Source organism: Micromonospora fiedleri, from assembly GCF_016774385.1.
Lineage (GTDB): Bacteria > Actinomycetota > Actinomycetes > Mycobacteriales > Micromonosporaceae > Micromonospora > Micromonospora gifhornensis.
This window is the reverse complement of record NZ_JAETXL010000006.1, coordinates 522799-547814: the sequence shown is the minus strand read 5'-3', so window position 1 is coordinate 547814 and position 25016 is coordinate 522799. Positions and strand designations below refer to the sequence as shown.

The following is a 25016-nucleotide window of genomic DNA, read 5'->3' as shown; positions in this document are numbered from 1 at the left end:
CGTCCGTACGCCGTTCGAAAGGGAATTCTGTTGCCGTCGCAAATGTCGGTCCGGTGTGCCGGCTTCTTTCGTCGCAGATCGTGCCCGTGCCGGTCGGTGTGCCGTTCCCGGTCACCCACATACCGACCCTCCCTGACCGACGAGGAGCGACGATGACCATCGAAACGGGTACCGCTGCACCCGACTTCACCCTGCCCGACCAGCGCAACCAGCCGGTACGTCTGTCCGACTTCGCCGGTCGACGCGACGTCCTGCTGGTCTTCTTCCCGCTGGCCTTCACCGCCGTCTGCGAGGGCGAACTGTGCGCGGTCCGGGACAACCTGGCCGACTTCCTCAACGACCAGGTCCAGGTGTTGACCGTGAGTGTCAGCCCGACGCCGGTGCACGCCGCCTGGGCCGCGCAGGAACGCTTCGAGTTCCCGATCCTCTCCGACTTCTGGCCGCACGGCGCGGTCTCCACCGCGTACGGCGTCTTCAACGAGCAGATGGGGATCGCCAACCGCGGCACGTTCGTCATCGACCGGGACGGGATCGTGCGTTTCGCCGAGATGAACGGTCCCCGTGACGCCCGCGACCAGGCGGGCTGGCGTCGGGCGTTGGCCGCGGTGAACGACGCCCGGCTGACCGCGCAATCGAAGAGATGAGACCCGGCCGACGACACCGGACGATGAGTAAGCAGCCTCCCGACCTGCTAAGGAGACTCCCATGCCGACAAGTACCGAGTCCGCCCTGGACGCCTACTACGGCTCATTCACGAGCGAGCGGGAAAAGGCGGCACTGAGCGTGCCGCTGCGTCTCGTCGCCGCCTGGGCGAAGAACGACGCGGACGGTGTCGCCGCGGTCTTCACCCCCGACGGTTCCATGATTCTTCCCGGCGACGTGTACAAGAAGGGCCGCGACGAGATCCGGGCCTTCATGGCCGCCGCCTACGCCGGCCCGTTCAAGGGCACCGGGGTCACCGGTCGTCCGGTCGACGTCCGGCTGATCAACGACGACGTCGCCCTGCTGCGTACGCACGGCGGAATCCTCGCCCCCGGCGAGACCGACATCGCCCCGGAGCTTGCGGTGCGCTCCACCTGGGTCGTCGTGAAGCGCGACGACCAGTGGTACCTGGCCAGCTACCAGAACAGCCCGCGTGGCGAGGGCGCCACCCTGCGCTGGTGACCGAAGGACTGGAGGAGGACCACCGGATGTCCAACAAGGCCGCATCTCTGGTCGACCAGGCCAAGAAATGGGCGACCAACTACGGCGACTTCCCCAACGGCGCGGAGGGTGCGGCCTTGACCGCGTCGTTGCGGGTACGGGCGGCGTGGGACGACAACGACGCGGACGCCGTCGCCGACATGTTCGCCGAGAACGGGAGCCTGCTCCTCGGCGACGAACAGCTCAACGGCCGCGAGCGGATCCGGGCGTACCTGACCGACTGGTTCGCCGGCGCCTACAAGGGCGTACGCCTGGTGGACCGGCCGATCGACGTCCGACTGCTCACCGACGAGGTGGCGGTGGCCGTCACCGAGGGTGGCCTGGTTCTGCCCGGTGAGGACGAGCCGCTCCCGCATCACAAGAGCCGGTCGACGTGGGTGTTCGTCCGCTCGGACGGTGACTGGACGGTCATGTCCCTGCAGAGCAGCCCGATCGGCAGCTGATGAACCGACAGGCGGAGAAGAGGACGACAGAATGACCACTGTGGCCACGACGACGTGGGGATCCGCTGCGGCACTGCTCGCTGCGACCGGCACTCGTGAGGACACCGACTACTACCGCGGTTTCACCGCCGAGGACGAGAAGGCGGTGCTCACCGTACCGATGCGCATCCAGGCGGCCTGGGCCGCCAACGACGCCGACGCCTTCGCCGACGTCTTCGCCTCCAACGGCAGTCTGCTGATGGGTGACCGTCAGCTGACCAGCCGGGAGGAGATCCGTTCCTACATGGCCGAGGCGTTCGCCGGCGGCTTCAAGGGCGCCCGCGTCAAGGGGTGGCCGATCGAGGTCCGTTTCCTCACCGCGGACGTCGCTCTGGTGATCACCGAGGGTGGGATCATCCCGCCCGGCCAGGACCAGGTCGCCCCGCAGGACCTCATCCGTGCCACCTGGGTCGTCGTGCGGCGCTCGGACGGCACTCTGGAGCTGATGTCGCACCAGAGCAGCCCGGTACGGAACTAGCTCGACACGGCGGTGACGCCGTCGGGGAGACCCGGCGACGTCACCGCTTTCGTGTGCCCTGACCGTGCGGCGGGGGAGCGGCCGGCTGACCGGTGTCGACCAGAGATGGGAGCGGCCGACTGGGGTGTCGACCAAGGGGAGCGGCCGGCTGACGGGTGTCGCCAGGGATGGGAACAGGCGGGTGCCCGGTGTCGGCGAGGGCGGGGATCAGGCGGTGGCGACCAGGCGGCGCAGCGCGGCCTTGTCGGGCTTGCCGACCGGGGTGTGCGGCAGCTCGTCGAGGACGGCCAGCCGCTCCGGCACCTTGAAGGCGGCCACCCCGCGCGCCGCGAACGCCTCGGCGACGTCGGCCAGATCCAGCTCGTGGCCCGGCAGGAGCCGGACGAACAGGAAGGCCCGCTCGCCGACCTCGGGGTCCGCGACCGGCACCACGGCCGCCTCGGCCACCGCCGGCAGTTCCTGGACGAGGGTCTCCACCTCGGCCGCCGAGATCTTTTCGCCGCCCCGGTTGATCAGGTCCTTGACCCGGCCGCAGACGACGACCTCACCACCCGGCGTACGGCGCACCAGGTCCCCGGTGCGGTACCAGCCGTCGGGTGTGAACGACTCGGCGTTCTGCGCGGGGACCCCGTAGTAGCCACGCGGCGTGTACGGACCCCGGGTCCACAGCTCGCCGATCTGCCCGTAGGGCACCGCGACCCCGTCGGCGTCGACGATGAGCAACTCGTCGTACTCGCTGATCGGGGTGCCCTGCGTCCGGTGGGCCACCTCGTCGGGGGCGTCCGGCCGGGTGTAGCAGATCAGACCCTCGGCCATGCCGTACACCTGCTGGAGTCGGCAGCCCAGCGCGGGGCCGATCCGCGCCGCCACCTCGGGCGCCAGCGGGGAGCCGCCGACCTGCACGTGACGCAGGCTCGACAGGTCGTACCCGCAGTCCGCGGCGGCCTCCATCCAGCGCAGGGCGACCGCCGGCACCGCCGAGGTCACCGTGACCCGTTCCCGCTCGATCGCGGCGAAGACCGCCTCCGGGCGTGGCGAGGGCAGCAGGACCACCCGACCACCGACGCTCAGCGTGCCGAGGATGCCCGGGTTGGCCAGCGGGAAGTTGTGCCCGGCCGGAAGCACGGTCAGGTAGACCGTGTCGGGGCCGAACTCGCAGGCCGCGACGACCTGCCGGATGTTGTACTCGTAGTCGTCGTGGGTCCGGCTGATCACCTTCGGCACGCCCGTCGTCCCACCGGACAACAGGAACAGCGCCACCTCGGCCGAGTCGGGGGCGGCCCGGTCCAGTCGGTCCCGGCGGGCCGTGACGTCACCGGGGGGCGTGGCGGGTCCACACAGGTCGATCCGCCCCGGTACGGCCTCCCCGCCGGCCACCAGCACGTGCGCCGGATGCGGCCAGGCGGCCACCACCCGGTGGGCCAGGGCCTCGTGGTCGTAGTCGCGCCACCGCGCGGGCACGATCAACGCCCGGGCCTCGACGTGCGTCCCGATGGCGGTCAGCTCGTACTCGCGGTGCGGCGGCAACATCATCACCGGCACCACGCCGAGCCGGAAACAGGCGAGCGTGGTGAGCACGAACTCGGCACAGTTGGGCAGCTGGACGAGCACCGCGTCACCCCGACCGAGCCCGAGACCGGCCAGGCGCTCGGCGAGCTGGTCGGTGCGGACGGCGAGTTCGTGATAGCTCAGTCGACGGTCGCCGTCGACCACCGCGATCCGGTCACCGTGCCGCTCGGCCCACTCCCACAGGTAGGACCCGAGCGGCCGGCCGCGCCAGCAGCCCGCCGCCCGGTACACCTGCGCCACCTCCGCCGGCCACGGCACCACCCCGGACGGGTTCACTGCGCCTCCTCCGCCACCGCGCCGACCAGGTCGGCCAGCAGTTCTGTCACCGCGTCCACGCTCGGCCGCTCCCAGAAGATGGTGGCCGGCAACGACATGGCGAGCCGGCGTTCCAGGTTCCGTCGGATCCGGACGGTCATCACCGAGTCCAGGCCGAGTTCGGTCAGGGGCTGCCGGTCGTCGATCTCCGCCGCGGACAGGCCGGTGGTCGCGACCACCTCGCCGCGTACCGTGTCGGCCAGGAACTCCCGCAGCGTGCCGCCGGCCAGCTCACGCCAGGCCTCGCTCTCCGTCGGCGGCGCGGCGGCGGCCGGCGCGGTCAGCTCGCTGAGCAGGGCCGGCCGCTGCGTCCCGGGGGCCGGTGGCAGCGTCCGCAGCACCACGGCGTGCTCCCGGTCCTGCCGGGCGGCCAGCTCCCAGGCGCCGAGGGCCTCGGCGGCGCTGATGTCGCCGGTGCCGCGCGCGGCCAGCTCCAGGTCGATCACCTCGCTGGAGGTGGACATGCCGAGCCCTCGCCACGACGTCCAGGCCAGGCTGAGCGTGCCGACGTCACCGGCCGCCCGGCGGTGGGCCGCGAGCGCGTCGAGGAAGGCGTTGCCGGCGGCGTAACTCGCCTGACCGGGCAGCCCGAGCAGTCCGCCGCAGGAGGAGAAGAGCACGAACAGGTCGAGTTCGCCGGGCGGGAACCGGTGGTGCAGCGCCAGCGCCCCGTCGACCTTGGGACGCAGCACCGCGCGCAACGAGGCCTCGTCGAGCTCCAGCAGGGTGCGGTTGTCCAGCACACCGGCGGCGTGCACGACGCCCCGGATCGGCGGCAGCCCGAGCGGTGCCGGGGACGTCAGGGCCGCGAGCGCCGCCGGATCGGCGACGTCCACCTGGGCGGTCACCACGGTGACCCCGAGCCGTTCCAGCGCGTCGATGGCGTCGACCACTGCCCGGTCCCGCGCATCGGTCAGCGTGTGCCAGGTGTCCCGGGGCGGCGGGGTGTGGCGTCCGGCCAGCACGAGTCGCCGTGCGCCCCGGTCGGCCAGCCAACGGGCCACCGTCAGGCCGAGGGCACCGAGCCCACCGGTGATCAGGTATGTCGCCTCGGGGCGGCAGACCAGCGGGGGACGGGTCGGTGGTTCGGTGAGCGGGCGGAGCCGGGGCACTGTCACCCGGCCGTCCCTGATCGCGACGAGCGGGTCGGCGGGCCGGCCGCCGAGCAGGCCGACGAACGTGCCGAGGTCCGCCGGATCGGTGCCGACGTCGACAAGCGCACCCCACAGGGTGGGATGCTCCCCGGCCACGATGCGGCCCAGCCCCCACAGGGCGGCGTGGCCGAGCGTCGACGGGTCCACACTCTCCCGGACCCCCTCGGTCACGCACCAGAGTCGGGTGCCGTCCGACCGGGCCTCGGCGAGACGCTGCGCGGTCTGCGCGAGCAGCCAGGCCGCCCGGGCGGCCGGCTCGCCGCCGGCACCGGACCCCGGTACGACGATCACCGTGCCGCCGACGCCTGACGGCAGATCCGCCGGCCCGCTGACCGTGCTGCGGTGCACCCCGGCCACCCGCAGTGCCGCGGCCACCCGGTCCCGCAGGGCGCTCGGCGGGCCGACCAGCAGCACCCGCGCCGGTGGCCGGTGCCCGCCCTGGTGCGTTTCCGTCGGGGTCCAGGCGACCTCGTGCAGCAGGTTGCGGGGATCGGTGACCGCGTCGCTGTCCTGGTCGAGTGTGCCGTACCGCAACCGGTGCAGCCGGCCGAGGACCACCCCGCCGAGTTCGGCGATCTCGACGGTCAACGTGTCGTCGTCGCCACGATGGACCACGACCCGGACCCGCTGCGGGGCGAGCGGGCCGAGGCTGACCCGGCCGATGTGCGCCGGCATGCGCAGGATCGGCGGCCCGTCGAAGGCCACCGAGGCGATCGACAGCGCGGCGTCGAGGACCGGCGCCCAGCCTCCCGATGGATCTCCGGCGTCCACGAGGGCGGTAAGCGTCCGGCCGTCCCGGCGCAACTGCTCGACCCGCCAGTGGAAACCCATCGCGGCGACACCGAGTTCGGCGAGGCGGTCCACCACGTACGTCGTGGGCAGCCGCCCGCCGGTCGGTACGGACAGCACCGGCTCGGAGTCGACGGCGGCCGGGGCTGCCACCACCGCCGTCGTGTGGGTGGTCCAGGCCGACTCGTCGCCGTCGGCGATCCGCGAGGACAGCCGGACGATCCCGTCCTGGTGCACCACCTGCAGGTACCGGGCGGCGGTCACGCTGACCGGCACCCGCAGGGCCACGTCGGTCAGCTCGGGTCGTGCCCCCACCAGCGTCTCGGCGGCGGTCAGGAAGGTGTTCAGCAGCACCGCGGCCGGCAGGATCTCCACGCCCCGGACCGGGTGGTCGCCCGGGTACGGCCGGGAGTCCCGGTCGAGGTAGGTCATCCAGGCGTGCGCCGGTGTCGCCCCTCGTACGGTGATCCGGCCGCCGAGCACCGTGTGGCCCTCGGGGTCGTGCTGCTCGGTCAGGAAGGAACGCACCGACGGCTCGTCGTACCAGAACGGGCGATGCTGCCAGGCGATCGGCGGCAGGCTGGTCGTCGACCCGGTCGGCCACGGTCCCGCCCAGTCCAGCGGTGCGCCGTGCCGCCACAGCCGGCCGACCGCGCCGAGCAGGCTCTCCCGTTCCGGGCGGTGCCGGCGCAGCGTGTGCGCCACCAGGGTGTCCTCGACGCCGAGCAGGTCGAGCGTCTCGGCGATCGAGTGCGTCACGACCGGGTGCGCGGACACCTCCAGGAACAGCCGGTACCCGTCGGCCGCGGCGGCCTCGACGGCCTGCGCCAGACGCACCTGCTCGCGCAGGTTGGCCGCCCAGTACGCGCCGTCGCGCGGCGCGGCGGTGCGGCTGTCGGTCGACGCCGTGGAGTAGACCGCGACGGTCGGAACCTCGGCCGGCGGCAGGTCGGCGCAGGCGGCGGCCAGGTCGGCGGTCAGCTCGTCCATCTGCGGGCTGTGGAAGGCCACGTCGGAGTCGACCATCCGGACGTCGAGGCCCTCGTCGGCCCACCGGCGACTGACCGCGCGGACCGCCGCCGCCGAACCGGAGATCACCGTCGCCACCGGCGAGGCGGCGATCGCCACGCAGACGTCGCCGTCGTCGGTGAGCCGCTGTTCGGCCTCCTCGGGTGGCAGGTCCACCATCGCCATCGCGCCCTGTCCGGCGACCCGACGCAGCAGCACCGAGCGTCGGCAGACGAGCCGGGCCCCCTGTTCCCGGGTGAGCAGGCCGGCGGTGACCGCCGCGGCGATCTCACCCACCGAGTGTCCGAGCACCGCGGCCGGGTGCGCGCCGTGGGCGCGCAGCACCGCGGCGAGCGCCACCTGGACCGCGAAGATCAGCGGCTGGATCACGTCGACCGGGTGGGCGGTCTGCGCCCGCAACGCCGCGCCCGGCGAGACGCCCAGCTCCGCCTGGAAGACCGGTTCGAGTTCGTCGAGCACCTCCGCGAACACCGGTTCGGCGTGCAGCAGCTCGCGACCCATCCCGATCCACTGTGAGCCGTGGCCGGAGAACACCCAGACCACGCCCCGACCGGCCGGTGCGGAGGCGCGGCCGATCTCGCCCGCGCCGCTCGGTGCGGCCAGTGCCCGCAGCCGCTCGACCAGTTCGGTGCGGTCCGCGGCGACCACTGTCGCCCGGTACGGCAGCTCGTCGCGGCGGCGGGCCAGGGTGTACCCGACGTCGGCGAGGGCGGGCGGGTGCGGGCGGTCGAGCCGGTCGGCCAGGCGGGCGGCGTACTGGCCGACGGCGGCGGCGGACGCGCCGGAGAGGGGGTACAGCGCCGGCTGCGGTGTCGCCGGGTCGGGCTCGTCGGTGGCTGGCTGCTCGTCGGTGGCCGGTTGCTCGTCGGCGGCCTCCAGGATGACGTGGGCGATGGTGCCGCCGTACCCGTAGCCGCAGACGCCCGCGCGCCGGGGACCCTCGGTCTGCACCCAGGGGGTGAGTTCGGTGACCACCTTCAGACCGGCGGTGTCCCACGGGATGGCCGGGTTCGGGGTGTGTACGTGCAGGCTCGGCGGGATGACGCCGTGTCGCAGCGTGAGCACCGCCTTGATCAGTCCGGCCACTCCGGCGCCGGCCTCCAGGTGCCCGATGTTCGTCTTGGCCGAGCCGATCAGCAGGGGCCGGTCGGCGGGGCGTCCGGCCCCGAGCACCGCCGACATCGCCTGCGCCTCCAGCGGGTCACCGGCCCGGGTGCCGGTGCCGTGCGCCTCCACGTAGCCGACGGTCGACGGGTCCACCCCCGCGTTCTGGTACGCCCGGCGGAGCAGGTGGGCCTGGGCCTGCGCGCTCGGGGCCATGATCCCGTCGGTGCGGCCGTCCTGGTGCACCGCGCTGCCCCGGAGCACGGCCAGCACCCGGTCACCGTCGCGCCGGGCGTCGACCAGCCGCTTGAGTACGACGACCCCGCCGCCCTCGCCCCGGCCGTACCCATCGGCGGCGGCGTCGAACGCCTTGCTGCGACCGTCGGGGGCGGTGGCACCGGCGGCGTCGAGCACCAGCGACAGGCCCGGTGCGGCGATCACCAGGACCCCGCCGGCGAGCGCCACCGGACACTCCCCGTTGCGCAGCGCCTGCGCGGCCAGGTGCACGGCGACCAGCGACGACGAGCAGGCGGTGTCCAGCACCATGCTCGGGCCCCGTAGGTCCAGCAGATAGGAGACCCGGTTGGCCACGCCACAGTAGCCACCGCCGACGCCGGTCCACGCCTCGATCCGGGGCAGGTCCTCCAGCATCCGCCGGCCGTAGTCGTCGGCACCGACGCCGACGTAGACGCCGGTGTCGGTGCCGGCCAGCTGTCCCGGTGGAATCCCCGCGTGTTCCAACGCCTCCCAGGCCAGCTCCAGCACCATCCGCTGCTGCGGGTCCATCAGGGCGGCCTCGCGTGGGGTGACGCCGAAGAAGTCCGCGTCGAAGCCCGCGATGTCGTCCAGGAACGCGCCCCGGCTGGTCGCTCCCCGTACGGCCGTGGCGTGCTCCCGGCCCTGCTGGGCGTACCAGTCCCAGCGGCCCGCGGGCAGGTCGCCGACGGCGTCGCGCCCGTCGCGGAGCATCTCCCAGAAGGCGTCGGGGGAGTCGATCCCGCCGGCGAAGCGGCAGGCCATTCCGACGATGGCGATCGGTTCCAGCGACACCGGGTCACCGCCTACTTGCGGCCGACGACGAGAGCGTGGCTGAAGCCGAGGTCGCGGTGCTCCTCGACCTGGCGGAAGCCCGCGTCGCGGACGGCCTGCGCCATGTCCCGCGCCGAGTACGTCATCCCCTCCCCGGAGGCGAGCGTCAAAAAGTACGGCGACACCAGCCCGGCGCTCATCGGCCCGGTGCCGTCGTCGCGGGAGACGAAGCTGTAGACCAGGCAGACCCCGCCCTCCGGCAGCGCCTCCCAGCACCGTCGCAGCAGCTCGGTGTTGCGCTCCAGCGACCAGATCTCGAAGATGTGCAGGTAGCAGATCGCGTCGGCGTCGGTCGGCAGCGGGTCGGTGAGCAGGTCCGCCGGTTGGAAGGCCACCCGCGACGCGACGTCGGGGTCGTCCACCCGCTCGGCGGCCAGCGTGGTGACCGTCGGCTGGTCGAAGACGGTGACCCGCAGGTCCGGATACCGCTGGGCGATCGCGATGGCATTCGTGCCGTCGCCTCCGCCCAGGTCGACGACGTGGCGCAGGCCGGAGAAGTCGTAGAGCCCGAGCAACTGCTCCAGCGCCTTGGCCGAGGCGTCACCCATGTTCGCGTAGAACACCTGCTGGAGTTCGGGGTACGCGGTCAGCCGCTGGTACAGCGTGTCGCCGGGTGAGTCGAAGTGACGCAACCCCACGTTGCGGTTCTCCCGTACGGCGTCGGCGAGATCACCCATGGCGGGATTGATGACCCGGGCCTGGATGTCGACGAGCGGGCCGAGGAACCGGTGCGAGTCGCGCAGCAGCTTGCGGCGGACCATCGGCGTGTTGACGTGCCGGCCCTCGTGCACCTCGACCAGCCCGAGGCTGCTCAACCCGAGCAGCAGCACGCGGGCGGCCTGCGGCTGGACGTCGAGCGCGGTGGCCACCTCGTCGACGGTCAGCCCGATCGCGGTTTTCTCCAGCCGCTCGAACAGCTCCAGTTCCAAGGCGGTCCGGAGCAGCTCGAAGGCCGTCGTGCCGTGCACGAGCAGCCGTACGTAGTCGGCCTGGGAAAGCGTGATCGTGTCGCTGGTTGGCATGGCGCTCATCGTGGTGGCGGGGCCGCGACGGGCGCACCTTCAAGAATGCGCGGCTGGCCGACCAGGCTTTCCGCAATATCGAAGGTGCCCACGGTGGGTGGCCAGCCGAGACTGACATGCGATTCATGTCTGCACTGCGACCAGAAGGAGCCCCGATGCGCGTCGCGTTCGTGGTCTGGCCCGCCCCGGCCCACCTCTATCCCGTCGTACCGCTGGCCTGGGCCCTGCGGTCGGCCGGGCACGAGGTGTACGTGGCCTCCCACCCCTCGATCGGCGACGCCGTCACCGGCCAGGGTCTCCCGTTCGCGCCGCTGTGTGCCCCGGACGCGATGCCGCATCCGCTGGGACCGGGCGGGGTCTGGGGGCGGGAGCGGGCGGACGTCGGCCAGATCACCGCGGCCCTGGACCTGCCGGTCCAGGACATCGGCACCTGGATGACCTTCAGCCAGTTCCTGCTCCCCACCATGTGGGACTTCATGCCGTACAAGGCGTCACCGGAGACGCCGATGCCGGCCATGGACGGCCTCGTCGAGTTCTTCCGCGGATGGCGTCCCGACCTGGTGATCTGGGACCCGTGCATGCCGGGCGCGGCGGTGGCGGCCCGCGCGGTCGGTGCCCGGCAGGCCCGGTACACCGGCCCGGACCACGTCGGCTGGAGCATGGACACCTTCACCCGGCTCGCCGGCGACCTGGGCGCGTCGCGGGTGGACAACCCGCTGGTCGAGACGGTACGACCGATGGCCGAGCGCTACGGCGTCGACGTCGACCGGGAACTGCTGCTCGGCGAGTGGACGATCAACCCGATGCCCTCGTCGATCAACCTGCCGGTCGACACCCGGGTGCTGCCGGTGCAGTGGATCCCGCACGTCACCCAGGAGGCCGTTCCGCCGTGGCTGTACCCGGTGCCGGAGCGGCCCCGGATCGCGGTCTCGCTCGGGGTGTCCACCCGCGCGTACATGGCCGCGGACTGGAGCCACGTCGGGTTGCTGCTCGACGCGCTCGGCGAACTCGACGTCGAGGTGGTCGCCACGCTGAACGACGTCCAGCTCGCCCAGGTGACCCGGGTGCCGGAGAACGTACGGCTGATCGACTACTTCCCGCTGGACCAGCTGATGCCCACCTGCTCGCTGCTGATCCACCACGGTGGTCTGGCCAGCATGGTCACCGCGGCGTACTCGCGGGTGCCGCAGCTGGTGGTCGACTTCCTCGACCTGCAGATCGGCGTGACCACCTCGGAGGACGGTGTGGTCACCGGCTCGCGGTACCCGCTGGCCCCGGTCACCGGCGGCTTCGTCACCGGGCACGGCGCCGGCGAGGTGCTCGACCTCAGCAAGCCGGGCGTGGACGTGATCCGTGACCAGGTGGCCCGGGTCGCCACCGAGCCGGCGTTCCGCGAGGGCGCCGCCCGGCTGCACGAGGAGCTGATGCTCTCGCCGACACCCGGCGGCATCGTACCGATGCTGGAGCAGTTCGCCGCCCGGCGGCGGTGACGCGATGTCGGAGGTGACGGTCGGGGTCCTCGGCCTCGGATACGTGGGCCAGTGCGTCGCGGCCACCCTGGCCGACCGCGGGATGCGCGTACGCGCCGTGGACATCGACGAGCAGGTGGTGGAGGAACTCAACGAGGGATACAGCCGCTTCGCCGAGACCGCGCTGCTCGGTCGGGTGGCCCGGTCGGTGCAGGCCGGCCACCTGACGGCGAGCGTACGGGCCGAGGACCTGACCGACACCGACGTGGTGCTCATCGCGGTGGGCACCCCGGTACGCCCCGACGGGACACTCGACGACACGCAGCTGCGCGGCGCCTGCACCACCCTCGCGCAGCACCTGCGGCCCGGGCAGCTGGTGCTGCTCAAGAGCACCGTGCCACCGGGCACGACCCGCCGCCTGGTGCGTCCGCTGCTGGAAGCCGGTGGCCTGACGGCCGGCACCGACTTCGACCTGGCGATGACCCCGGAACGCCTGGCGGAGGGGAACGCGCTGGCCGACCTGGAGAGCATCCCGATGATCGTCGGTGGGCTGACTCCCCGGGCCACCCACGCCGCCGCGACCTTCTGGCGCGACGCCCTCGGCGTGCAGGTCATCGAGCAGGACTCGCCGGAGGCGGCCGAGATCGCCAAGCTGGCCGACAACTGGTGGATCGACCTCAACATCGCCCTCGCCAACGAGCTGGCCCGGTTCTGCGCGTTGTACGAGGTGGACGTGCTCGACGTCATCTCGGCGGCCAACACCCTGGCCAAGGGCGGTGGGACGGTCAACATCCTGCTGCCCAGCATCGGGGTGGGTGGCTCCTGCCTGACCAAGGACCCGTGGATGGTGCACCGGTCGGCCGCGGATCACGGGCTGGAACTGCGTACCCCGGCGGTGGGTCGGCAGGTCAACGCGGAGATGCCCGGCTGGACGGCGCGGTTGCTCATCGACGAGCTGGCCGCCGCCGGCCGGCAGGTGGCCGGCGCCCGGATCGCGGTGCTGGGGCTGGCGTTCAAGAACGACACCGGTGACCTGCGGTCCACCCCGGTCCAGCCGCTGGTCGCGGAGCTGCAACGGGCCGGCGCCGAGGTGAGTCTCTACGACCCGCTGATCGACGAGGCCCGGATCAAGGAGACGTTCGGCGTCCGTCCGGCGAGCAGCCTCACCGAGGCGGTGCAGGACGCGGTCTGCGTGGCCGTCCTGGCCTACCACCGTCCGTTCCGGGACATCGACTTCGCGGCCCTGCCGGTCGCCCCGTCCTGCCTGGTCCTCGACGGTCGGGCCTACTTCCCTAAGGAGACCGTCGTGCGGCTGCGTGAACTCGGCTACCGATACCGCGGTGTGGGGCGATGAGCGGCGCCCGCGCGGTCGTCACCGGCGGCTGCGGGTTCATCGGCAGCCACCTGGTGGAACGGCTGGTCGCCCAGGGTGACGAGGTGACCGTCTTCGACGCGGCGCCCCCGCCGCCGGAGCAACGGATCGCGCGGCAGCACAGCCGGCACGTCACCGGCGACGTCCGCGACCCCGAGGCGCTGGCCGCCGCGATCCGACCCGACGTCGACGTGGTCTACCACCTGGCCGCGGTCGTCGGCGTCGACCAGTACCTGTCCCGCCCGCTCGACGTCATCGACATCAACTTCACCGGCACCCGGCGCGTGCTGGAGCGGGCCGCCGAGGTCGGCGCGCGGGTGGTCGTCGCCAGCACCAGCGAGGTCTTCGGCCGCAATCCGGCGGTCCCCTGGGCCGAGGACGCCGAACGGGTGCTGGGCCCGACGACCGCCGACCGTTGGACGTACTCGACGAGCAAGGCCCTGGCCGAGCACCTCACCTTCGCCTTCGTCCGCCAGCACGGCCTGGCCGCGACCGTGGTGCGGTACTTCAACGCGTACGGTCCCCGCCAGCGGCCGGCGTACGTGGTCAGCCGCACCGTGCACCGGGTGCTCAACGGACGCTCCCCGGTGCTCTACGACGGCGGTCGGCAGACCCGCTGCTTCACCTACGTCGACGACGCGGTGACCGGCACCCTCGCCGCCTCGGCGAGCGCCGACGCGGTGGGGGAGGCGTTCAACATTGGCAGCATGACGGAGACGACGATGGCCGAGGTGGTCGCGGCCATCCTGCGCCTCACCGCGAGCACCGTGCCGGTGACCGAGGTCGACACGGCGCAGCGGCTCGGCGCGGCGTACGAGGACCTGTCCCGGCGCATCCCGGACAACGCCAAGGCGCGCAAGGTGCTCAACTGGTCGTGCGACACGCCGCTGGAGGACGGGCTGCGTCAGCTGGTGGCCTGGGCCCGGGCGAACCCGGACTGGCTGGCCCTGCCCGACCAGGGCGCCTGATCGGACCGACGAGAGGGGGCCGGGCATCGTCGCCCGGCCCCCTTCGTCGTGCGCCCTACTTGACGCCGCTGACCAGGTAGATCCGCGGCAGGATCGAAATGTTCGTGGGCGAGGCGTTCTCCGGCCACCGGCCGTAGTTGGCCGACGGGTTGCCCGGCTCGACCACCTCGACGCCGCTCCAGCCGGCCGACCCGAGGAAGGCGGGCAGGTCGTCCACCCCGAACCGCCAGGGGCTGTTGGCCTCTTCGAGCCGCTTGAGGAACTGCCGGGTGTACGGGAACTTGAAGATGCCGGTGCCGACCAGGTCGGCGGCGACACGGCTGCCCGGGGCGGACAGCTCGGCCGCGTCGCGCAGCACCTGCCGGGCACCCTCCTCGGGCAGGTAGAACAGCACCCCCTCGGCGAACCAGGTGGTCGGGCGGGAGGGGTCGTGGCCGGCGGCGGCGAGCGCGCTGACCCAGTCGTCGCTGAGGTTCACCGGGATCGTCCGGCAGTCGACCCGCCGCTTCGCGCCCGACCCGGCGAGCCGGCTCTCCTTGTACGCCAGCACGGCCGGCTGGTCGATCTCGTAGAGGGTGACGCCCTCCGGCCAGTCCATCCGGTACGACCGGGTGTCCAGTCCGGCGCCCAGCCCCACGGCCTGTGAGCCGGGCGGAAGGTTGGCCAGCAGGTCGTCGAACCAGCGGGTGCGGATGGCCAGGTACGGGTTGCCGTCGTCGTTGGCGTGCGGGGTGTGGAAGTGGGTCAGCAGGGACCGCCCCTTGTCGCCGGCGAGCAGCTCCGCGTACGGGTCGTCGTACAGGCGGTCCGGGCGGCGGCTCTCCCGGGCCCGGTAGGCCGCCATCCACAGTGCGGTGTCGCCGACTCCGCCGAGGTCGTACGCCTGCTCAGACATGGTGCTCGTCATCGTGTGCTCTCCTGTCGGGTGATTGGGGGTGGGGTCGGCGGCTGACGGGTCGCCGCCAGCACCTCCTGACGGTCGACCTTGCCCATGCCGGTGCGGGGCATCCGCTCCAGCACGTGCAGGTGGTGCGGCACCTCGTAGGGCATCAGCGCACCGGCCCGGCAGTACGCCAACACCTCGTCGACGCCGGTGTCGGGGTTGAGGACGACGGCCGCCTGGATCTCCTGCTCGCCGTCGTCGCGTTCCATGCCGAAGACGAAGACGTCGCGGACCGCCCGGTGCTGGCCGAGCAGCCGCTCGACCCGCTGCGGGCTGACCTTGCGACCGCCCACGTTGATGAAGGCGCCCTTGCGGCCGAGCACGGTGAGGAAGCCGTCCGGGTCCAGCCGCACCATGTCACCGGTGTCGTAGTAGCCGTCCGGGGTCAGGTGTGGTGTGTCGCTGCCCGCGTAGCCCTCGAACAGGGCCGGCCCGCGGACCAGCAGCCGACCGGTCGTGCCAGGCTCGGCGTGCGCCGGCTCCTGGTCCGTCGGGTCGGTGATCGCCTCGACGCGCAGGCTCACGCCGGGTGCCGCCCGGCCCACGCTGCCCGCCGGCCAGTCCTGCACCGCGTACGGCACGCAGGCGACCAGGCCGGCCTCGGTGATGCCGTAGATCTGTCGCACCGGCACCCGCAGCGCGGCCCGGGCCTCGGCGTCGGCGGCGGCGTTCATCGGCCCTCCGGCGGAGAGCGCGATGCGCAGCCGGGGCGGCGCGGGCCGGGTCCGCAGCACCGGTGACAGCAGCCGGTACACCATGGGCATGCCGAGCAGCACCGAGGCGCCCTCGTCGAGACCGGCCAGCACGGACCGGATGCTGAACCGCGACAACGTCATGAGCGTCGCCCCGGCCAGCAACGCGCAGAGCGTCCCGGCCAGCCCGTACGAGTGCGGCAGCGGCACCGTCACCAGGACGATGTCGTCCGCCGTGACCTCGAACAGATCCCGGTACGCCACCGCGCCGGCCAGCACACCGGGCAGTGTCTGCCGGGCCGCCCGCGGCTCACCCGTCGAGCCGGAGGTCAGCTGGTAGATCCGGCTGGACCGGCTCGCGGCCGGACCGGCCGGGCCGGTGTCGGCCCGGTATTCGGTGTAGTGCCACCGGTACGCGAACTGGTTCCCGGCGGCGGTGAGGGCCGCCGGTGGGCCGATCAGCGTGTCCGCGCCGAGCAGGTGGACCGCGGAGCGTGGGTCGGCCAGGTGGGAGGTCTGCTCCTCCAACAGCACGATGTTCACGCCGGCCTCCAGGAGCCCGAGGAGGGTGGCGATCCCCGCGGCGGTGCCGTCGAGCACCAGCACGACAGGGGTCTCGGGCGCCTGCCACCCGGCACGTCGGGCCGCCGCCATGGCGTCCGCGGACAGCTGCGCCCAGGTCGTGTCGACCCAGGATCCGCGGGTGGTGGCGGTCCGCACGGCCACCGCGTCCGGTGCGTCGGCGCGGATGCGGCACAGGTCGCTGAGCATCGTGGGTCAGCTCGCGGAGGCGTACGCCGCTGCGGCGAGAGCCCGCGGCGTGGCCACCTCGAACACCTCCTCCAGCAGGCGCGCCTGAGTCTCCGGCGTGCCCAGCCGGTCGGCCCAGCCGTCCAGGCGGGCCAGACGCTGGAGCATCTCCACCGCGCGCAGCGAGTCGCCGCCGCTCTTGAAGAAGTCCTCGTCGGCGCCGAGTGGCTCGCGGACCAGTACCTCGCCCATCACGCGGCCGATCCTGGCGCTGAGTTCTGCCGGGTCGTTGTTCATGACTCGTCCCTTCGATGCGGGGTTGCCTTGGGGGTGCCACCAATCTGCCCTCCGCCGTGCGGCGAGGGAATCTTCAGACGTGCGCATCCCCACGTAGCGCGGCGCGCAGGCCGGCGACCGCGAGGGTTTCGGCGCGGCGGCCCACCGGCACCAGGTCGCCGAGGCCGAACAGACCGTGGAAGAGGCCTTCGACGAGGTGCGTCTCGACGGGCACACCGTGTTCGGCGAGCCGGAGGGCGTACGCCTCACCCTCGTCGCGCAGCGGGTCGTGCTCGGCGAGCAGGACCAGGGCGGGCGGCAGGCCACCGAGGTCGGGGGCGCGCAGCGGCGACGCGTACGGGTGCTCCCCGTCGCTGGTGTGCCGCAGGTACCGGGCCACGTACCAGCGCATGTGCTCGGCGGTGAGCAGGGAGTGGGTGTCGTCCCGGGTGCGGGGTGCCAGGCAGTCGGTCACCGGGTAGACGAGCAACTGGTACGCGATCCGGGGAAAGTCGAGGTCGCGGGCGCGCAGACAGGTCGCGGCGGCCAGGGCGCCGCCCGCGCTGTCACCGGCCACCGCGAGCCGGTCGGGGTCGCCACCCCACTGCGCCACCCGCCGCTGCACCCAGCAGGTGGCCGTGTAGGCGTCGTCCGGCGCGGCCGGGAACGGATGCTCCGGTGCCAGGCGGTAGTCCACCGACACCACGAGCACCTTCGCCCGGTCGGCCAACTGCCGGCACACCCCGTCGTGCGTGTCGAGGCCGCAGAGCACCCAGCCGCCACCGTGCAGGTAGACCACCACCGGCAGCGGCCCCGTCGAGCCGGCCGGGCGGTAGATCCGGACCGGGACGCCGTCCGCGGTCAGGTTCGTCACCTGGGCCATCTCCGGTCCACGGGGATAGCGGGCGCGGTCCTGGATCCGGCGCGCCTGATCCGGATCGGTCACCGTGGCGCCCAGGTCGGGATGGGTGGCGCGCATCCGGCGGAGGAACGCGGCCGTGTACGGATCGAGTGTCACCGAACACCTCCGCCGTCCACCGTGGCAGAACCGCAGCCGGGCGAACACCGCGCGGGCTGCGCATTCTCGGAGAACAAGAGCAACGCCGGGGCAGGCACAGTCGTCGGTAACGATCCCGGTGGCACCGCGCCGGGACCGGGTCTCCGACCGGAGGACACGATGCCAGCCGTACCAACCCGTTTCGTCCGCGCCGAGGATTTCGCCGCCGTCGCCCAGGCCGTGCTCCCCACCGACGTGTGGGACTACGTGGCCGGTGGGGCGGGGGACGAGCGCACCGTACGGGCCAACGAGGAGGCCTTCCACCGGCTGACGCTGGTGCCCCGGATGCTGATCGACGTCGGCACCCGGACGCTGGACACCACGGCGCTCGGCGTGCCGCTGGCCGGTCCGATCGGCGTCGCGCCGACGTCGTACCACACCATGGCGCACCCCGACGGGGAGCTGGCCGTGGCCCGCGCCGCCGGGGCGGCCGGGTTGTTGAACATCGTGAGTGTCTTCTCCAGCACCACGCTGGAGGACGTGGCCAAGGCGGCCACCGGCCCGCTCTGGTTCCAGCTCTACTGCCTGCGCGACCGCGGCCTCACCCGCAGTCTGATCGAGCGCGCCGAGGCGGCCGGCTACCGGGCGCTCGTGCTCGGCGTCGACCTTCCGGTGATCGGCTACCGCGACCGGGACATCCGCAACGCGTTCCGCCTGCCGCCGGGCGTACGACCGGTCAACCTGCCCGTCGGCACGGAGCAGGATCCGACCCTCGCCGACCTCAACGCTGTCCTGGTCGACCCGCGACTGACCTGGCAGGACGTCGAGTGGATCCGCAGCGTCACCGATCTGCCGCTGGTGGTCAAGGGGATCGTCGCGCCCTCGGACGCCGAGCGTGCGGTGCAACTCGGCGCGAGCGGAGTGCTGGTCTCCAACCACGGTGGGCGTCAGGTGGACGGCTCGGTCGCCACCATGACCGCGCTGCCCGAGGTGCTGGACGTGGTGGGCGGGTCGGCCGAGGTCTACCTCGACGGCGGGGTCCGGCGCGGCACCGACGTGCTCAAGGCGGTCGCGACGGGCGCCCGGGTGGTCTTCGCGGGCCGCCCGGTGCTGTGGGGTCTGGCCGTCGACGGCGAATCGGGCGTACGCGCCGTGCTCGACCTCTACCTGCGCGAACTCGATCTGGTCATGGCCACCTGCGGATGCCCGGACGTGGCGAGCATCGGCCCTCATCTACTGCGCAACCCCTGACGTCAACGGAGGTCTGGTGAACCCGTTCCTGGGCAACCCTGCTGAACCCCTTTACCACCGGATGTGGACGGAGCTGAACCGTCGGCAACCGGCCGAGACCGCGACCGAGAGCCCGCTGCTGGCGCTGGGCCGAAGCTCCGATGTGGACCCGCTGCTGCCGGAGCAGGTCGACGACGCCCGTCGGGTCCTGCTGGACCGGGCGGCACTGATCGATGACGGTCGCACCGAGCTGCGCGACGACGTCCTGGCCGGCCAGCGCCGCGTCGTCGAACGGTTCCTGCGCGGCCGGCGGGCCCGCTTCGGCGAGGAGCAGAGCCGGCCGCTGCCCGACATCGACGCCCTGATCCGCGAGGGTCGGGACATCTTCATCGTCATCAAGTTCATGGACGAGGCGCCGCACCTGGCCGCCACCATCGACTCGCTGCTGCACCAGGAGGGCCTCGACCTGCACCGGCTGGTGGTGGTGATGGTCGACAACAATTCGTCGGACGGCTCGGACGCCATCGTGGCGAAGGCGATCGAGACCAACCCGGGCCCGGCCCGGCTGGTCAGCCTGCCCCAGCAGATGCCCGGCGCCGGTAACGCGGCCCGGCTGGGCGTGGACACCTGCATCGCCACCGTCTACGAGATGTGCCGGCGGGACCAGCGCTGGGAACGGTTGCAGACCGCCACGATCGCGGTGTCCGACGGGGACACCGTCTACCACCCGGACACCCTGCGGTCGATCGCGGCGATCTTCGACGACAGCCCGACCGTCGACGGCGTCATGCCGTTCCTGACCTACAAGTTCACCGCCGCGCTGCGGCTGTTCCGGAACTACCGGCCGGCGTTCGCCGAGCCGCTGCGGCTGCTCGCCGCCGGCCTGGACCCGTCCGCGGTGCCGGTCGACCTGGCCACCGTACGCGCCCACGCGGAGCTGCCCCGGGGCAAGCGGCGGCGCATCGGCGACGCGATGACGGTGACGACGGCGGACGGGACCACGATCACCGTGCCGCTGGCCGGCGTCGACGAACACGGTCGACGCTTCGGGGTGCTGGTCGACCCGTCCGGCCGGCGGGCCTACCTGTTCGCCGACCGGACGCTGGTGCTGGACCGGGCCCCGGTGAGCGGGTTCGACGCGGCGCTGGTCTTCCTGGAGAACGGCGGGGTGGACCGGGACGAGAAGTGGCGGTGGCACACCCTGATCGGGCACGACCTGTTCCTGTTCTGGGCGTTCGCCGGGATGGGTCTGCCGGAGACCATGGTCTTCCCGGACAGCAGCGACGCGCTCAAGACCTTCCGGGTCTGGAGCTTCGCCATCGGCGGTCAGCACCAGTTGCGCCGCCCGGGCCTGCGGATCGCGACCGGCAGCGACTACCAGTCCGGCCGGGTGCTGCAGGCGGTCGGTTGCTGCCTGCGGCTGGGCCCCGCCGAGGTCTTCGCGGAGACCGAGACCGACCGGCTGATCAAGATGGTGCGCAACTTCTTCCACCGGCAGACGGTCTTCTACGGCGAGACCCGCAGCGCGGCGCTGGAACGAGCCACCGGTCTCTACCTGCACATGACCCGGATCCAGGGTGAGATCGAGGAGGAGATGCGGGCCTACCCGGACGTCATGTTCGAGCAGACCGCGTTCCCGGAGCGGGTGCTGTTCCCGCTGCGCTGGATGTTCCAGAACGCGATCCGGTTCTACGCCCACGGCCCGCAGCAGCGCGACATCGTGCGCGAGCGGGTGCTCCGGCGGATCTTCACCCCGGAGACGGTCGAGAGCATCGAGCGTGAGGTGCTCTCCGAGGCGACCCTCACCGAGTTGGCCACGGCGGCGTTCAGCGACAAGCAGGTGGTGGCCGAGCAGGCCGCCGAGCGGATCATCGCGGCCCACTACCCGGAGATCATGGCGTTCTACGTGGCGACCCTGCGCGACTTCTGCGAGGCCGAGCAGGTCCGGCCGGAGCACTACGAGTGGCTGCTCGACGGGCTGACCGAGTCGCGCAACGCGGTGGTGGAGCAGCCCCAGCCGGTGGACCCGGCCGACGTGTGGAGCGGCGCGGAGTTCGACATCGACGTGGCCCGCGGCCAGGTCGTCCGGATGCACCAGGCAGGTGGGACCGTGCCGGCCGAGGAGGGATCGCTGGCATGAGAGCGGACGTGACAGTGTGCGGCCTGGGCTACGTCGGGCTCGCGCTGGCCCAGCAGATGAGTACCAGCGGCATGGTGGTCATCGGTTACGACGTGGATCCGGTGGTGACGGCCGAGCTTGCCGCCGGCCGCTCGCACATCGACGACGTGCTGGACGACGACCTGACCGCGATGAGCATCGCGGGATTCACGGTCAGCAGCGACCCGGCCGCGCTCGGCGCGTCGGACGCGGTGGTGATCTGTGTCCCGACGCCGCTGGACGCCGACGGTGGCCCCGACCTCGGGGCGGTACGGTCGGCGGCCGCCGCGGTGGGCGCCCGACTGCGTCCCGGCATGCTGGTGGTGCTGGAGTCGACCTCCTTCCCGGGCACCACCGACGAGGTGGTGCGGCCGATCCTGGAGCAGACCTCCGGCCTCACCGCGGGAGTCGACTTCCACCTGGCGTTCTCCCCGGAGCGGATCGACCCCGGCAACCGGATCCGCACCATGGCCAAGACCCCGAAGGTGGTGGGTGGCTACACGCCCGGCTGCCGGACCCGGGCGATCGAGCTGTACGGCAGGTTCGTGGAGAAGGTGGTCCGGGCCCGGGGCACCCGCGAGGCCGAGATGGCCAAGCTGCTGGAGAACACGTACCGGCACGTCAACATCGCGCTGGTGAACGAGATGGCGATCTTCTGCCACCGGTTCGGCATCGACATCTGGGACGTGGTCGACTGCGCCGCCACCAAGCCGTTCGGCTTCGAGCCGTTCCGGCCGGGGCCGGGCGTGGGCGGCCACTGCATCCCGGTGGACCCGCACTACCTCGCGTTCAAGGCGCGCTCGGTGGGGCTGGAGAGCACGCTCATCGACGCGGCCGAACGGATCAACGCCGGCATGCCCGCGTACGTCGTCGAACGCTGCGCGGACCTGCTGCGCACGCACGGCGGCGAGTTGGCCGGGGCGCACGTGCTGCTGCTCGGCGTGACGTACAAACCGAACATCCGCGACGTGCGGATGTCGCCGGCGTACGACGTGGTGCGTGACCTGCGGGCGCGCGGCGCGCGGGTGAGTTACCACGATCCGTTCACCCCGCGCTTCACTGTCGACGGCGAGCCGGTGCCGGCGACCGCCGACCTGACGGCGGCGCTGCGTGCGGCGGACCTGAGTCTGCTGCTCCAGGACCACACCGCCCACCAGCCCGAGGTGCTGACGGCCCACGCCCGGCTGCTGTTCGACGCGCGCGGCGTGCTGGCCCACGCCGGGGATCCGCACGTCGAGGTGCTGTAGTGGCTGTCCCGGCCCCTTCTTCCAGGTTGCTCAGTGTCGTGGCTGTCCTTTACCCCGCCACCCGCCTCTGATTACGTGGTTTCGCTCCGGCATGCCCGCAAAGAGAGGACCGGCATGGCCACCTACGTTCTGCTCCACGGTGCGGGCTCAGACTCCTGGTTCTGGCACCGGGTGACCCCGCTGCTGCGCGCCCGCGGGCACGACGTGGTGGCCCCGGACCTGCCCTGCGACGACGACTCGGCCGGGCTCGACCGCTACGTGGACGTGGTCGTGGACGCGATCGGCGAGCGTCGGGACCTGGTCGTGGTGGCGCAGTCGCTGGCCGGCTTCGTCGGGCCGTTGGTGTGCGCCCGGCGGCCGGTCGACCTGCTGGTGCTGCTGAACGCGATGGTGCCGCGACCCGGCGAGTCCGCGGGACAGTGGTGGGCGGCCACCGGCGCCGACGCCGCCCGGCGCGCCCAGGACGTGCACGACGGCCGCGACCCCGACGCGCCGTTCGACCCGATGACCACCTTCCTGCACGACCTGCCACCGGATGTGCTGGAGGAGGCGCTGCGGCATCCACCGCGTGAGCAGTCCGACCGGTTGTTCGCCGATCCCTGGCCGCTGTCCGCCTGGCCGGACGTGCCCACCCGGTACCTGCTCTGCCGTGAGGACCGGTTCTTCCCCGCCGAGTTCCAGCGCCGCCTCGTCCGCGACCGCCTGGGGATCGTCCCCGACGAGATGGACGGCGGGCATCTCGCCGCCCTGAGTCGGCCGGACGAGGTCGTCGAGCGACTCGAAGCGGCCCGGGCCCCGCGCCCCACCGTCTCCCATCCGTAGGAGGACAGCGTGTCCGTCACCACCCGCAACCAGACCGAGCCACCCGACGCGAGGGCCGAGGTCCGGGCCGGCATCGAGGCGGTCGATCTGGTCAAGAGCTACGCCCCGCCGGCCGCCCGGGGTCGCGGTCGTAACGCCCCGCCGCCGGTGCCCGCCCTGCGCGGGGTCAGCTTCGCCGCCCCGCAGGGCACCATCCTGGGCCTGCTGGGTCCCAACGGCGCCGGCAAGACCACCGCGGTCAAGATCCTGACCACCCTCTCCACACCGGATTCCGGCACCGCCCTGGTGGCCGGCATCGACGTCGCCAAGAACCCGACCGCGGTACGCCGGGTCATCGGCTACGTCCCCCAGAAGCCCAGCTTCGACCCGAACCTGACCGGCCGGGAGAACCTCATCCTCCAGGCCCGCATCTACGGCGCGAACCGCGCCGACGCGGGGCGGGACGCCGACGCGATCCTCGCCCGGTTCGGCCTGTCGGAGGCGGCCGGGCGGATCACCCGCAAGTGGTCCGGGGGCATGCAGCGCAAGCTCGACGTGGCGATGGCGTTGATCCACTCGCCCAAGGTGCTCTTCCTCGACGAGCCGACCACCGGCCTCGACCCGGAGGCACGCAGCGAACTGTGGACGGCGATCGCTGACCTGACCCGCGCCGGTGATCTGACCGTCCTGCTCACCACCCACTATCTCGAAGAGGCCGACCGGCTCGCCGATCACCTGGTGATCGTGGACCGGGGCACGGTGGTGGCCAGCGGCTCGCCCGAGCAGCTCAAGGACGGGCTGGCCGGCGACACCATCCACGCCGGAGTCGCCTCGCCCGACCTGGTCGAGCCGGCGCGGGCGGCGTTGCTGGGCGTCGACGGCATCGACGAGGTCACCGTGGACGGCACCGACCTGTACGCCCGTACGGCCAGCGCCAGCCATGTGCTGGCCGGCGTGGTCGCCGCGTTCGAGGCGGCCGGCGTACCGCTGGCGACCGTGACCGCCGCCCGGCCGTCGCTGGAACAGGTGTATCTGCACCACGCGGGCCGTTCGTACCGGTCCGCGCAGGAGGACCGGCGCGAGGAGGAGTCAGCCTGATGATCACGACGTTGCGCCACTCCAACTACCTGACCGGCCGCTCGATGCGGATCCTCGCTCGGCAGCCGGCATACCTGTTCTTCACGCTCATGCAGCCGATGGTGTGGCTGCTGCTATTCAGTCAGCTCTTCAGCAGCGTCAGTGACATGCCGGGGTTCGGCGGCGGGTCCTACATCACCTTCCTGACGCCGGGCGTGATCGTGATGACCGCGATCATGTCGGCGAACTGGGCCGGGACGATGTTCATCGACGACATGAAGACCGGCGTGATGGACCGCAGCCTGACCTCGCCGGTGAGCCGGTCCGGCATGATCAACGGGGCGCTGTCGTACTGGGCGGTGGTCACCGTCGTCCAGGCGCTCATCGTGTTCGCGGTGAGCCTGCTGATCGGCGCCCGATTCGACGGCGGCGTGGTCGGCGTGCTGCTGGCCATCGTCTCGGCCACCCTGTTGGCGCTGATCTTCGCGGCGTTCTCCTGCGCGATGGCGCTGGTGGTGCGCTCGCAGGAGACCCTGATCGGCATGTCCATGTTCCTGGTGCTGCCGTTGACCTTCCTCTCCACCGTCCTGATGGCGCCGGCCCTGCTGCCAGGGTGGATGCAGACGGTGGCGAAGTTCAACCCGGTGGACTGGGCGGTGACGGCCGCCCGGCAGGCGCTCGGCGCGGACCCGCAGTGGGGTGTCGTCTTCGGCCGCCTCGGTCTGCTGCTGCTCCTGCTCGTCGTGATGGCTCGGCTAGCTACCGGTGCGTTCCGCGCCTACCAGCGCGCGGTCTGATCCGC

At 72.3% G+C, this 25016-nt stretch carries 20 protein-coding genes; 13 read left to right on the top strand and 7 right to left on the bottom strand.

Annotated features, from left to right (window positions below; genetic code table 11):
• Window positions 1-152 precede the first annotated feature (152 nt).
• From JMF97_RS19565 to JMF97_RS19550, 4 genes are all read left to right on the top strand, one after another.
• On the top strand, window positions 153-644 hold the full coding sequence (locus JMF97_RS19565; RefSeq protein ID WP_203222837.1) for a peroxiredoxin: 492 nt from the start codon (window positions 153-155) through the stop codon (window positions 642-644).
• Window positions 645-705: 61 nt separating this feature from the next.
• Window positions 706-1164, top strand: coding sequence for an SgcJ/EcaC family oxidoreductase (locus JMF97_RS19560; RefSeq protein WP_203222836.1), 459 nt, complete (start codon window positions 706-708; stop codon window positions 1162-1164).
• Complete coding sequence (locus JMF97_RS19555) at window positions 1161-1646, top strand: SgcJ/EcaC family oxidoreductase (protein WP_307816992.1); 486 nt, start codon at window positions 1161-1163, stop codon at window positions 1644-1646. The genes JMF97_RS19560 and JMF97_RS19555 overlap by 4 nt, the downstream gene beginning before the upstream one ends.
• 31 nt (window positions 1647-1677) lie before the next feature.
• Window positions 1678-2163, top strand: a complete 486-nt coding sequence (locus tag JMF97_RS19550; RefSeq protein WP_203222835.1) for an SgcJ/EcaC family oxidoreductase — start codon at window positions 1678-1680, stop codon at window positions 2161-2163.
• 207 nt (window positions 2164-2370) lie between these two features.
• Here the strand turns inward: JMF97_RS19550 and JMF97_RS19545 are convergent, their stop codons facing one another.
• The 3 genes from JMF97_RS19545 to JMF97_RS19535 are packed head-to-tail and all read right to left on the bottom strand — an operon-like array spanning window position 2371 to window position 10234.
• Window positions 2371-4008 (bottom strand): (2,3-dihydroxybenzoyl)adenylate synthase, encoded by a 1638-nt coding sequence (locus JMF97_RS19545; RefSeq protein ID WP_203222834.1) that lies wholly within the window; start codon window positions 4006-4008, stop codon window positions 2371-2373.
• Window positions 4005-9173: a type I polyketide synthase gene (locus JMF97_RS19540; RefSeq protein ID WP_203222833.1), complete on the bottom strand. Its 5169-nt coding sequence runs from the start codon at window positions 9171-9173 to the stop codon at window positions 4005-4007. Before JMF97_RS19540 ends, JMF97_RS19545 begins: the two co-directional genes overlap by 4 nt.
• An 11-nt stretch (window positions 9174-9184) precedes the next feature.
• On the bottom strand, window positions 9185-10234 hold the full coding sequence (locus tag JMF97_RS19535) for a methyltransferase (protein WP_203222832.1): 1050 nt from the start codon (window positions 10232-10234) through the stop codon (window positions 9185-9187).
• Window positions 10235-10389: 155 nt separating this feature from the next.
• Here JMF97_RS19535 and JMF97_RS19530 point away from each other — a divergent pair, with 155 nt between their 5' ends.
• From JMF97_RS19530 to JMF97_RS19520, 3 genes are read left to right on the top strand one after another with little or no spacing between them, the layout of a single operon-like run.
• Window positions 10390-11724, top strand: a complete 1335-nt coding sequence (locus JMF97_RS19530; RefSeq protein WP_203222831.1) for a nucleotide disphospho-sugar-binding domain-containing protein — start codon at window positions 10390-10392, stop codon at window positions 11722-11724.
• 4 nt (window positions 11725-11728) lie between these two features.
• Window positions 11729-13057, top strand: coding sequence for a nucleotide sugar dehydrogenase (locus tag JMF97_RS19525; protein ID WP_203222830.1), 1329 nt, complete (start codon window positions 11729-11731; stop codon window positions 13055-13057).
• Complete coding sequence (locus JMF97_RS19520; protein WP_203222829.1) at window positions 13054-14043, top strand: NAD-dependent epimerase/dehydratase family protein; 990 nt, start codon at window positions 13054-13056, stop codon at window positions 14041-14043. The genes JMF97_RS19525 and JMF97_RS19520 overlap by 4 nt, the downstream gene beginning before the upstream one ends.
• 55 nt (window positions 14044-14098) lie before the next feature.
• Here JMF97_RS19520 and JMF97_RS31400 read toward each other — a convergent pair whose 3' ends face one another.
• The 4 genes from JMF97_RS31400 to JMF97_RS19505 form a co-directional block, all read right to left on the bottom strand.
• Window positions 14099-14950, bottom strand: coding sequence for an SAM-dependent methyltransferase (locus JMF97_RS31400; protein ID WP_238359608.1), 852 nt, complete (start codon window positions 14948-14950; stop codon window positions 14099-14101).
• Entirely contained in the window at window positions 14947-16449 is a 1503-nt protein-coding gene (locus JMF97_RS31395) for a class I adenylate-forming enzyme family protein (RefSeq protein ID WP_238359607.1), read from the bottom strand. Before JMF97_RS31395 ends, JMF97_RS31400 begins: the two co-directional genes overlap by 4 nt.
• Before the next feature lie 6 nt (window positions 16450-16455).
• Window positions 16456-16725, bottom strand: coding sequence for a phosphopantetheine-binding protein (locus JMF97_RS19510; protein WP_013734709.1), 270 nt, complete (start codon window positions 16723-16725; stop codon window positions 16456-16458).
• Window positions 16726-16798: 73 nt separating this feature from the next.
• Complete coding sequence (locus JMF97_RS19505; RefSeq protein WP_203222828.1) at window positions 16799-17722, bottom strand: alpha/beta hydrolase; 924 nt, start codon at window positions 17720-17722, stop codon at window positions 16799-16801.
• Window positions 17723-17881: 159 nt separating this feature from the next.
• Between JMF97_RS19505 and JMF97_RS19500 the strand changes: the two genes are divergently transcribed.
• The 6 genes from JMF97_RS19500 to JMF97_RS19475 all read left to right on the top strand — a co-directional run bounded on the left by JMF97_RS19500 (window position 17882) and on the right by JMF97_RS19475 (window position 25011).
• Window positions 17882-18952: an alpha-hydroxy acid oxidase gene (locus tag JMF97_RS19500; RefSeq protein ID WP_203222827.1), complete on the top strand. Its 1071-nt coding sequence runs from the start codon at window positions 17882-17884 to the stop codon at window positions 18950-18952.
• Between the two features lie 16 nt (window positions 18953-18968).
• Window positions 18969-21071, top strand: coding sequence for a glycosyltransferase (locus tag JMF97_RS19495; RefSeq protein WP_203222826.1), 2103 nt, complete (start codon window positions 18969-18971; stop codon window positions 21069-21071).
• Complete coding sequence (locus JMF97_RS19490; RefSeq protein ID WP_203222825.1) at window positions 21068-22336, top strand: nucleotide sugar dehydrogenase; 1269 nt, start codon at window positions 21068-21070, stop codon at window positions 22334-22336. Before JMF97_RS19495 ends, JMF97_RS19490 begins: the two co-directional genes overlap by 4 nt.
• A 114-nt stretch (window positions 22337-22450) precedes the next feature.
• Entirely contained in the window at window positions 22451-23158 is a 708-nt protein-coding gene (locus JMF97_RS19485; RefSeq protein ID WP_203222824.1) for an alpha/beta fold hydrolase, read from the top strand.
• 9 nt (window positions 23159-23167) lie between these two features.
• Entirely contained in the window at window positions 23168-24235 is a 1068-nt protein-coding gene (locus JMF97_RS19480) for an ABC transporter ATP-binding protein (RefSeq protein WP_203222823.1), read from the top strand.
• Window positions 24235-25011: an ABC transporter permease gene (locus tag JMF97_RS19475; RefSeq protein ID WP_126710632.1), complete on the top strand. Its 777-nt coding sequence runs from the start codon at window positions 24235-24237 to the stop codon at window positions 25009-25011. The genes JMF97_RS19480 and JMF97_RS19475 overlap by 1 nt, the downstream gene beginning before the upstream one ends.
• The last annotated feature ends 5 nt before the right edge of the window (window positions 25012-25016 follow it).

What these genes read in the sequence shown, in the direction of transcription:
- JMF97_RS19550 (WP_203222835.1), top strand. Translation starts at nt 1,678, where the DNA reads ATGACCACTGTGGCCACGACGACGTGGGGATCCGCTGCGGCACTGCTC.
- JMF97_RS19485 (WP_203222824.1), top strand. Translation starts at nt 22,451, where the DNA reads ATGGCCACCTACGTTCTGCTCCACGGTGCGGGCTCAGACTCCTGGTTC.
- JMF97_RS19560 (WP_203222836.1), top strand. Translation starts at nt 706, where the DNA reads ATGCCGACAAGTACCGAGTCCGCCCTGGACGCCTACTACGGCTCATTC.
- JMF97_RS19565 (WP_203222837.1), top strand. Translation starts at nt 153, where the DNA reads ATGACCATCGAAACGGGTACCGCTGCACCCGACTTCACCCTGCCCGAC.
- JMF97_RS19525 (WP_203222830.1), top strand. Translation starts at nt 11,729, where the DNA reads ATGTCGGAGGTGACGGTCGGGGTCCTCGGCCTCGGATACGTGGGCCAG.
- JMF97_RS31400 (WP_238359608.1), bottom strand. Translation starts at nt 14,950, where the DNA reads ATGACGAGCACCATGTCTGAGCAGGCGTACGACCTCGGCGGAGTCGGC.
- JMF97_RS19535 (WP_203222832.1), bottom strand. Translation starts at nt 10,234, where the DNA reads ATGCCAACCAGCGACACGATCACGCTTTCCCAGGCCGACTACGTACGG.
- JMF97_RS19475 (WP_126710632.1), top strand. Translation starts at nt 24,235, where the DNA reads ATGATCACGACGTTGCGCCACTCCAACTACCTGACCGGCCGCTCGATG.
- JMF97_RS19490 (WP_203222825.1), top strand. Translation starts at nt 21,068, where the DNA reads ATGAGAGCGGACGTGACAGTGTGCGGCCTGGGCTACGTCGGGCTCGCG.
- JMF97_RS19530 (WP_203222831.1), top strand. Translation starts at nt 10,390, where the DNA reads ATGCGCGTCGCGTTCGTGGTCTGGCCCGCCCCGGCCCACCTCTATCCC.
- JMF97_RS19500 (WP_203222827.1), top strand. Translation starts at nt 17,882, where the DNA reads ATGCCAGCCGTACCAACCCGTTTCGTCCGCGCCGAGGATTTCGCCGCC.
- JMF97_RS19510 (WP_013734709.1), bottom strand. Translation starts at nt 16,725, where the DNA reads ATGAACAACGACCCGGCAGAACTCAGCGCCAGGATCGGCCGCGTGATG.
- JMF97_RS31395 (WP_238359607.1), bottom strand. Translation starts at nt 16,449, where the DNA reads ATGCTCAGCGACCTGTGCCGCATCCGCGCCGACGCACCGGACGCGGTG.
- JMF97_RS19520 (WP_203222829.1), top strand. Translation starts at nt 13,054, where the DNA reads ATGAGCGGCGCCCGCGCGGTCGTCACCGGCGGCTGCGGGTTCATCGGC.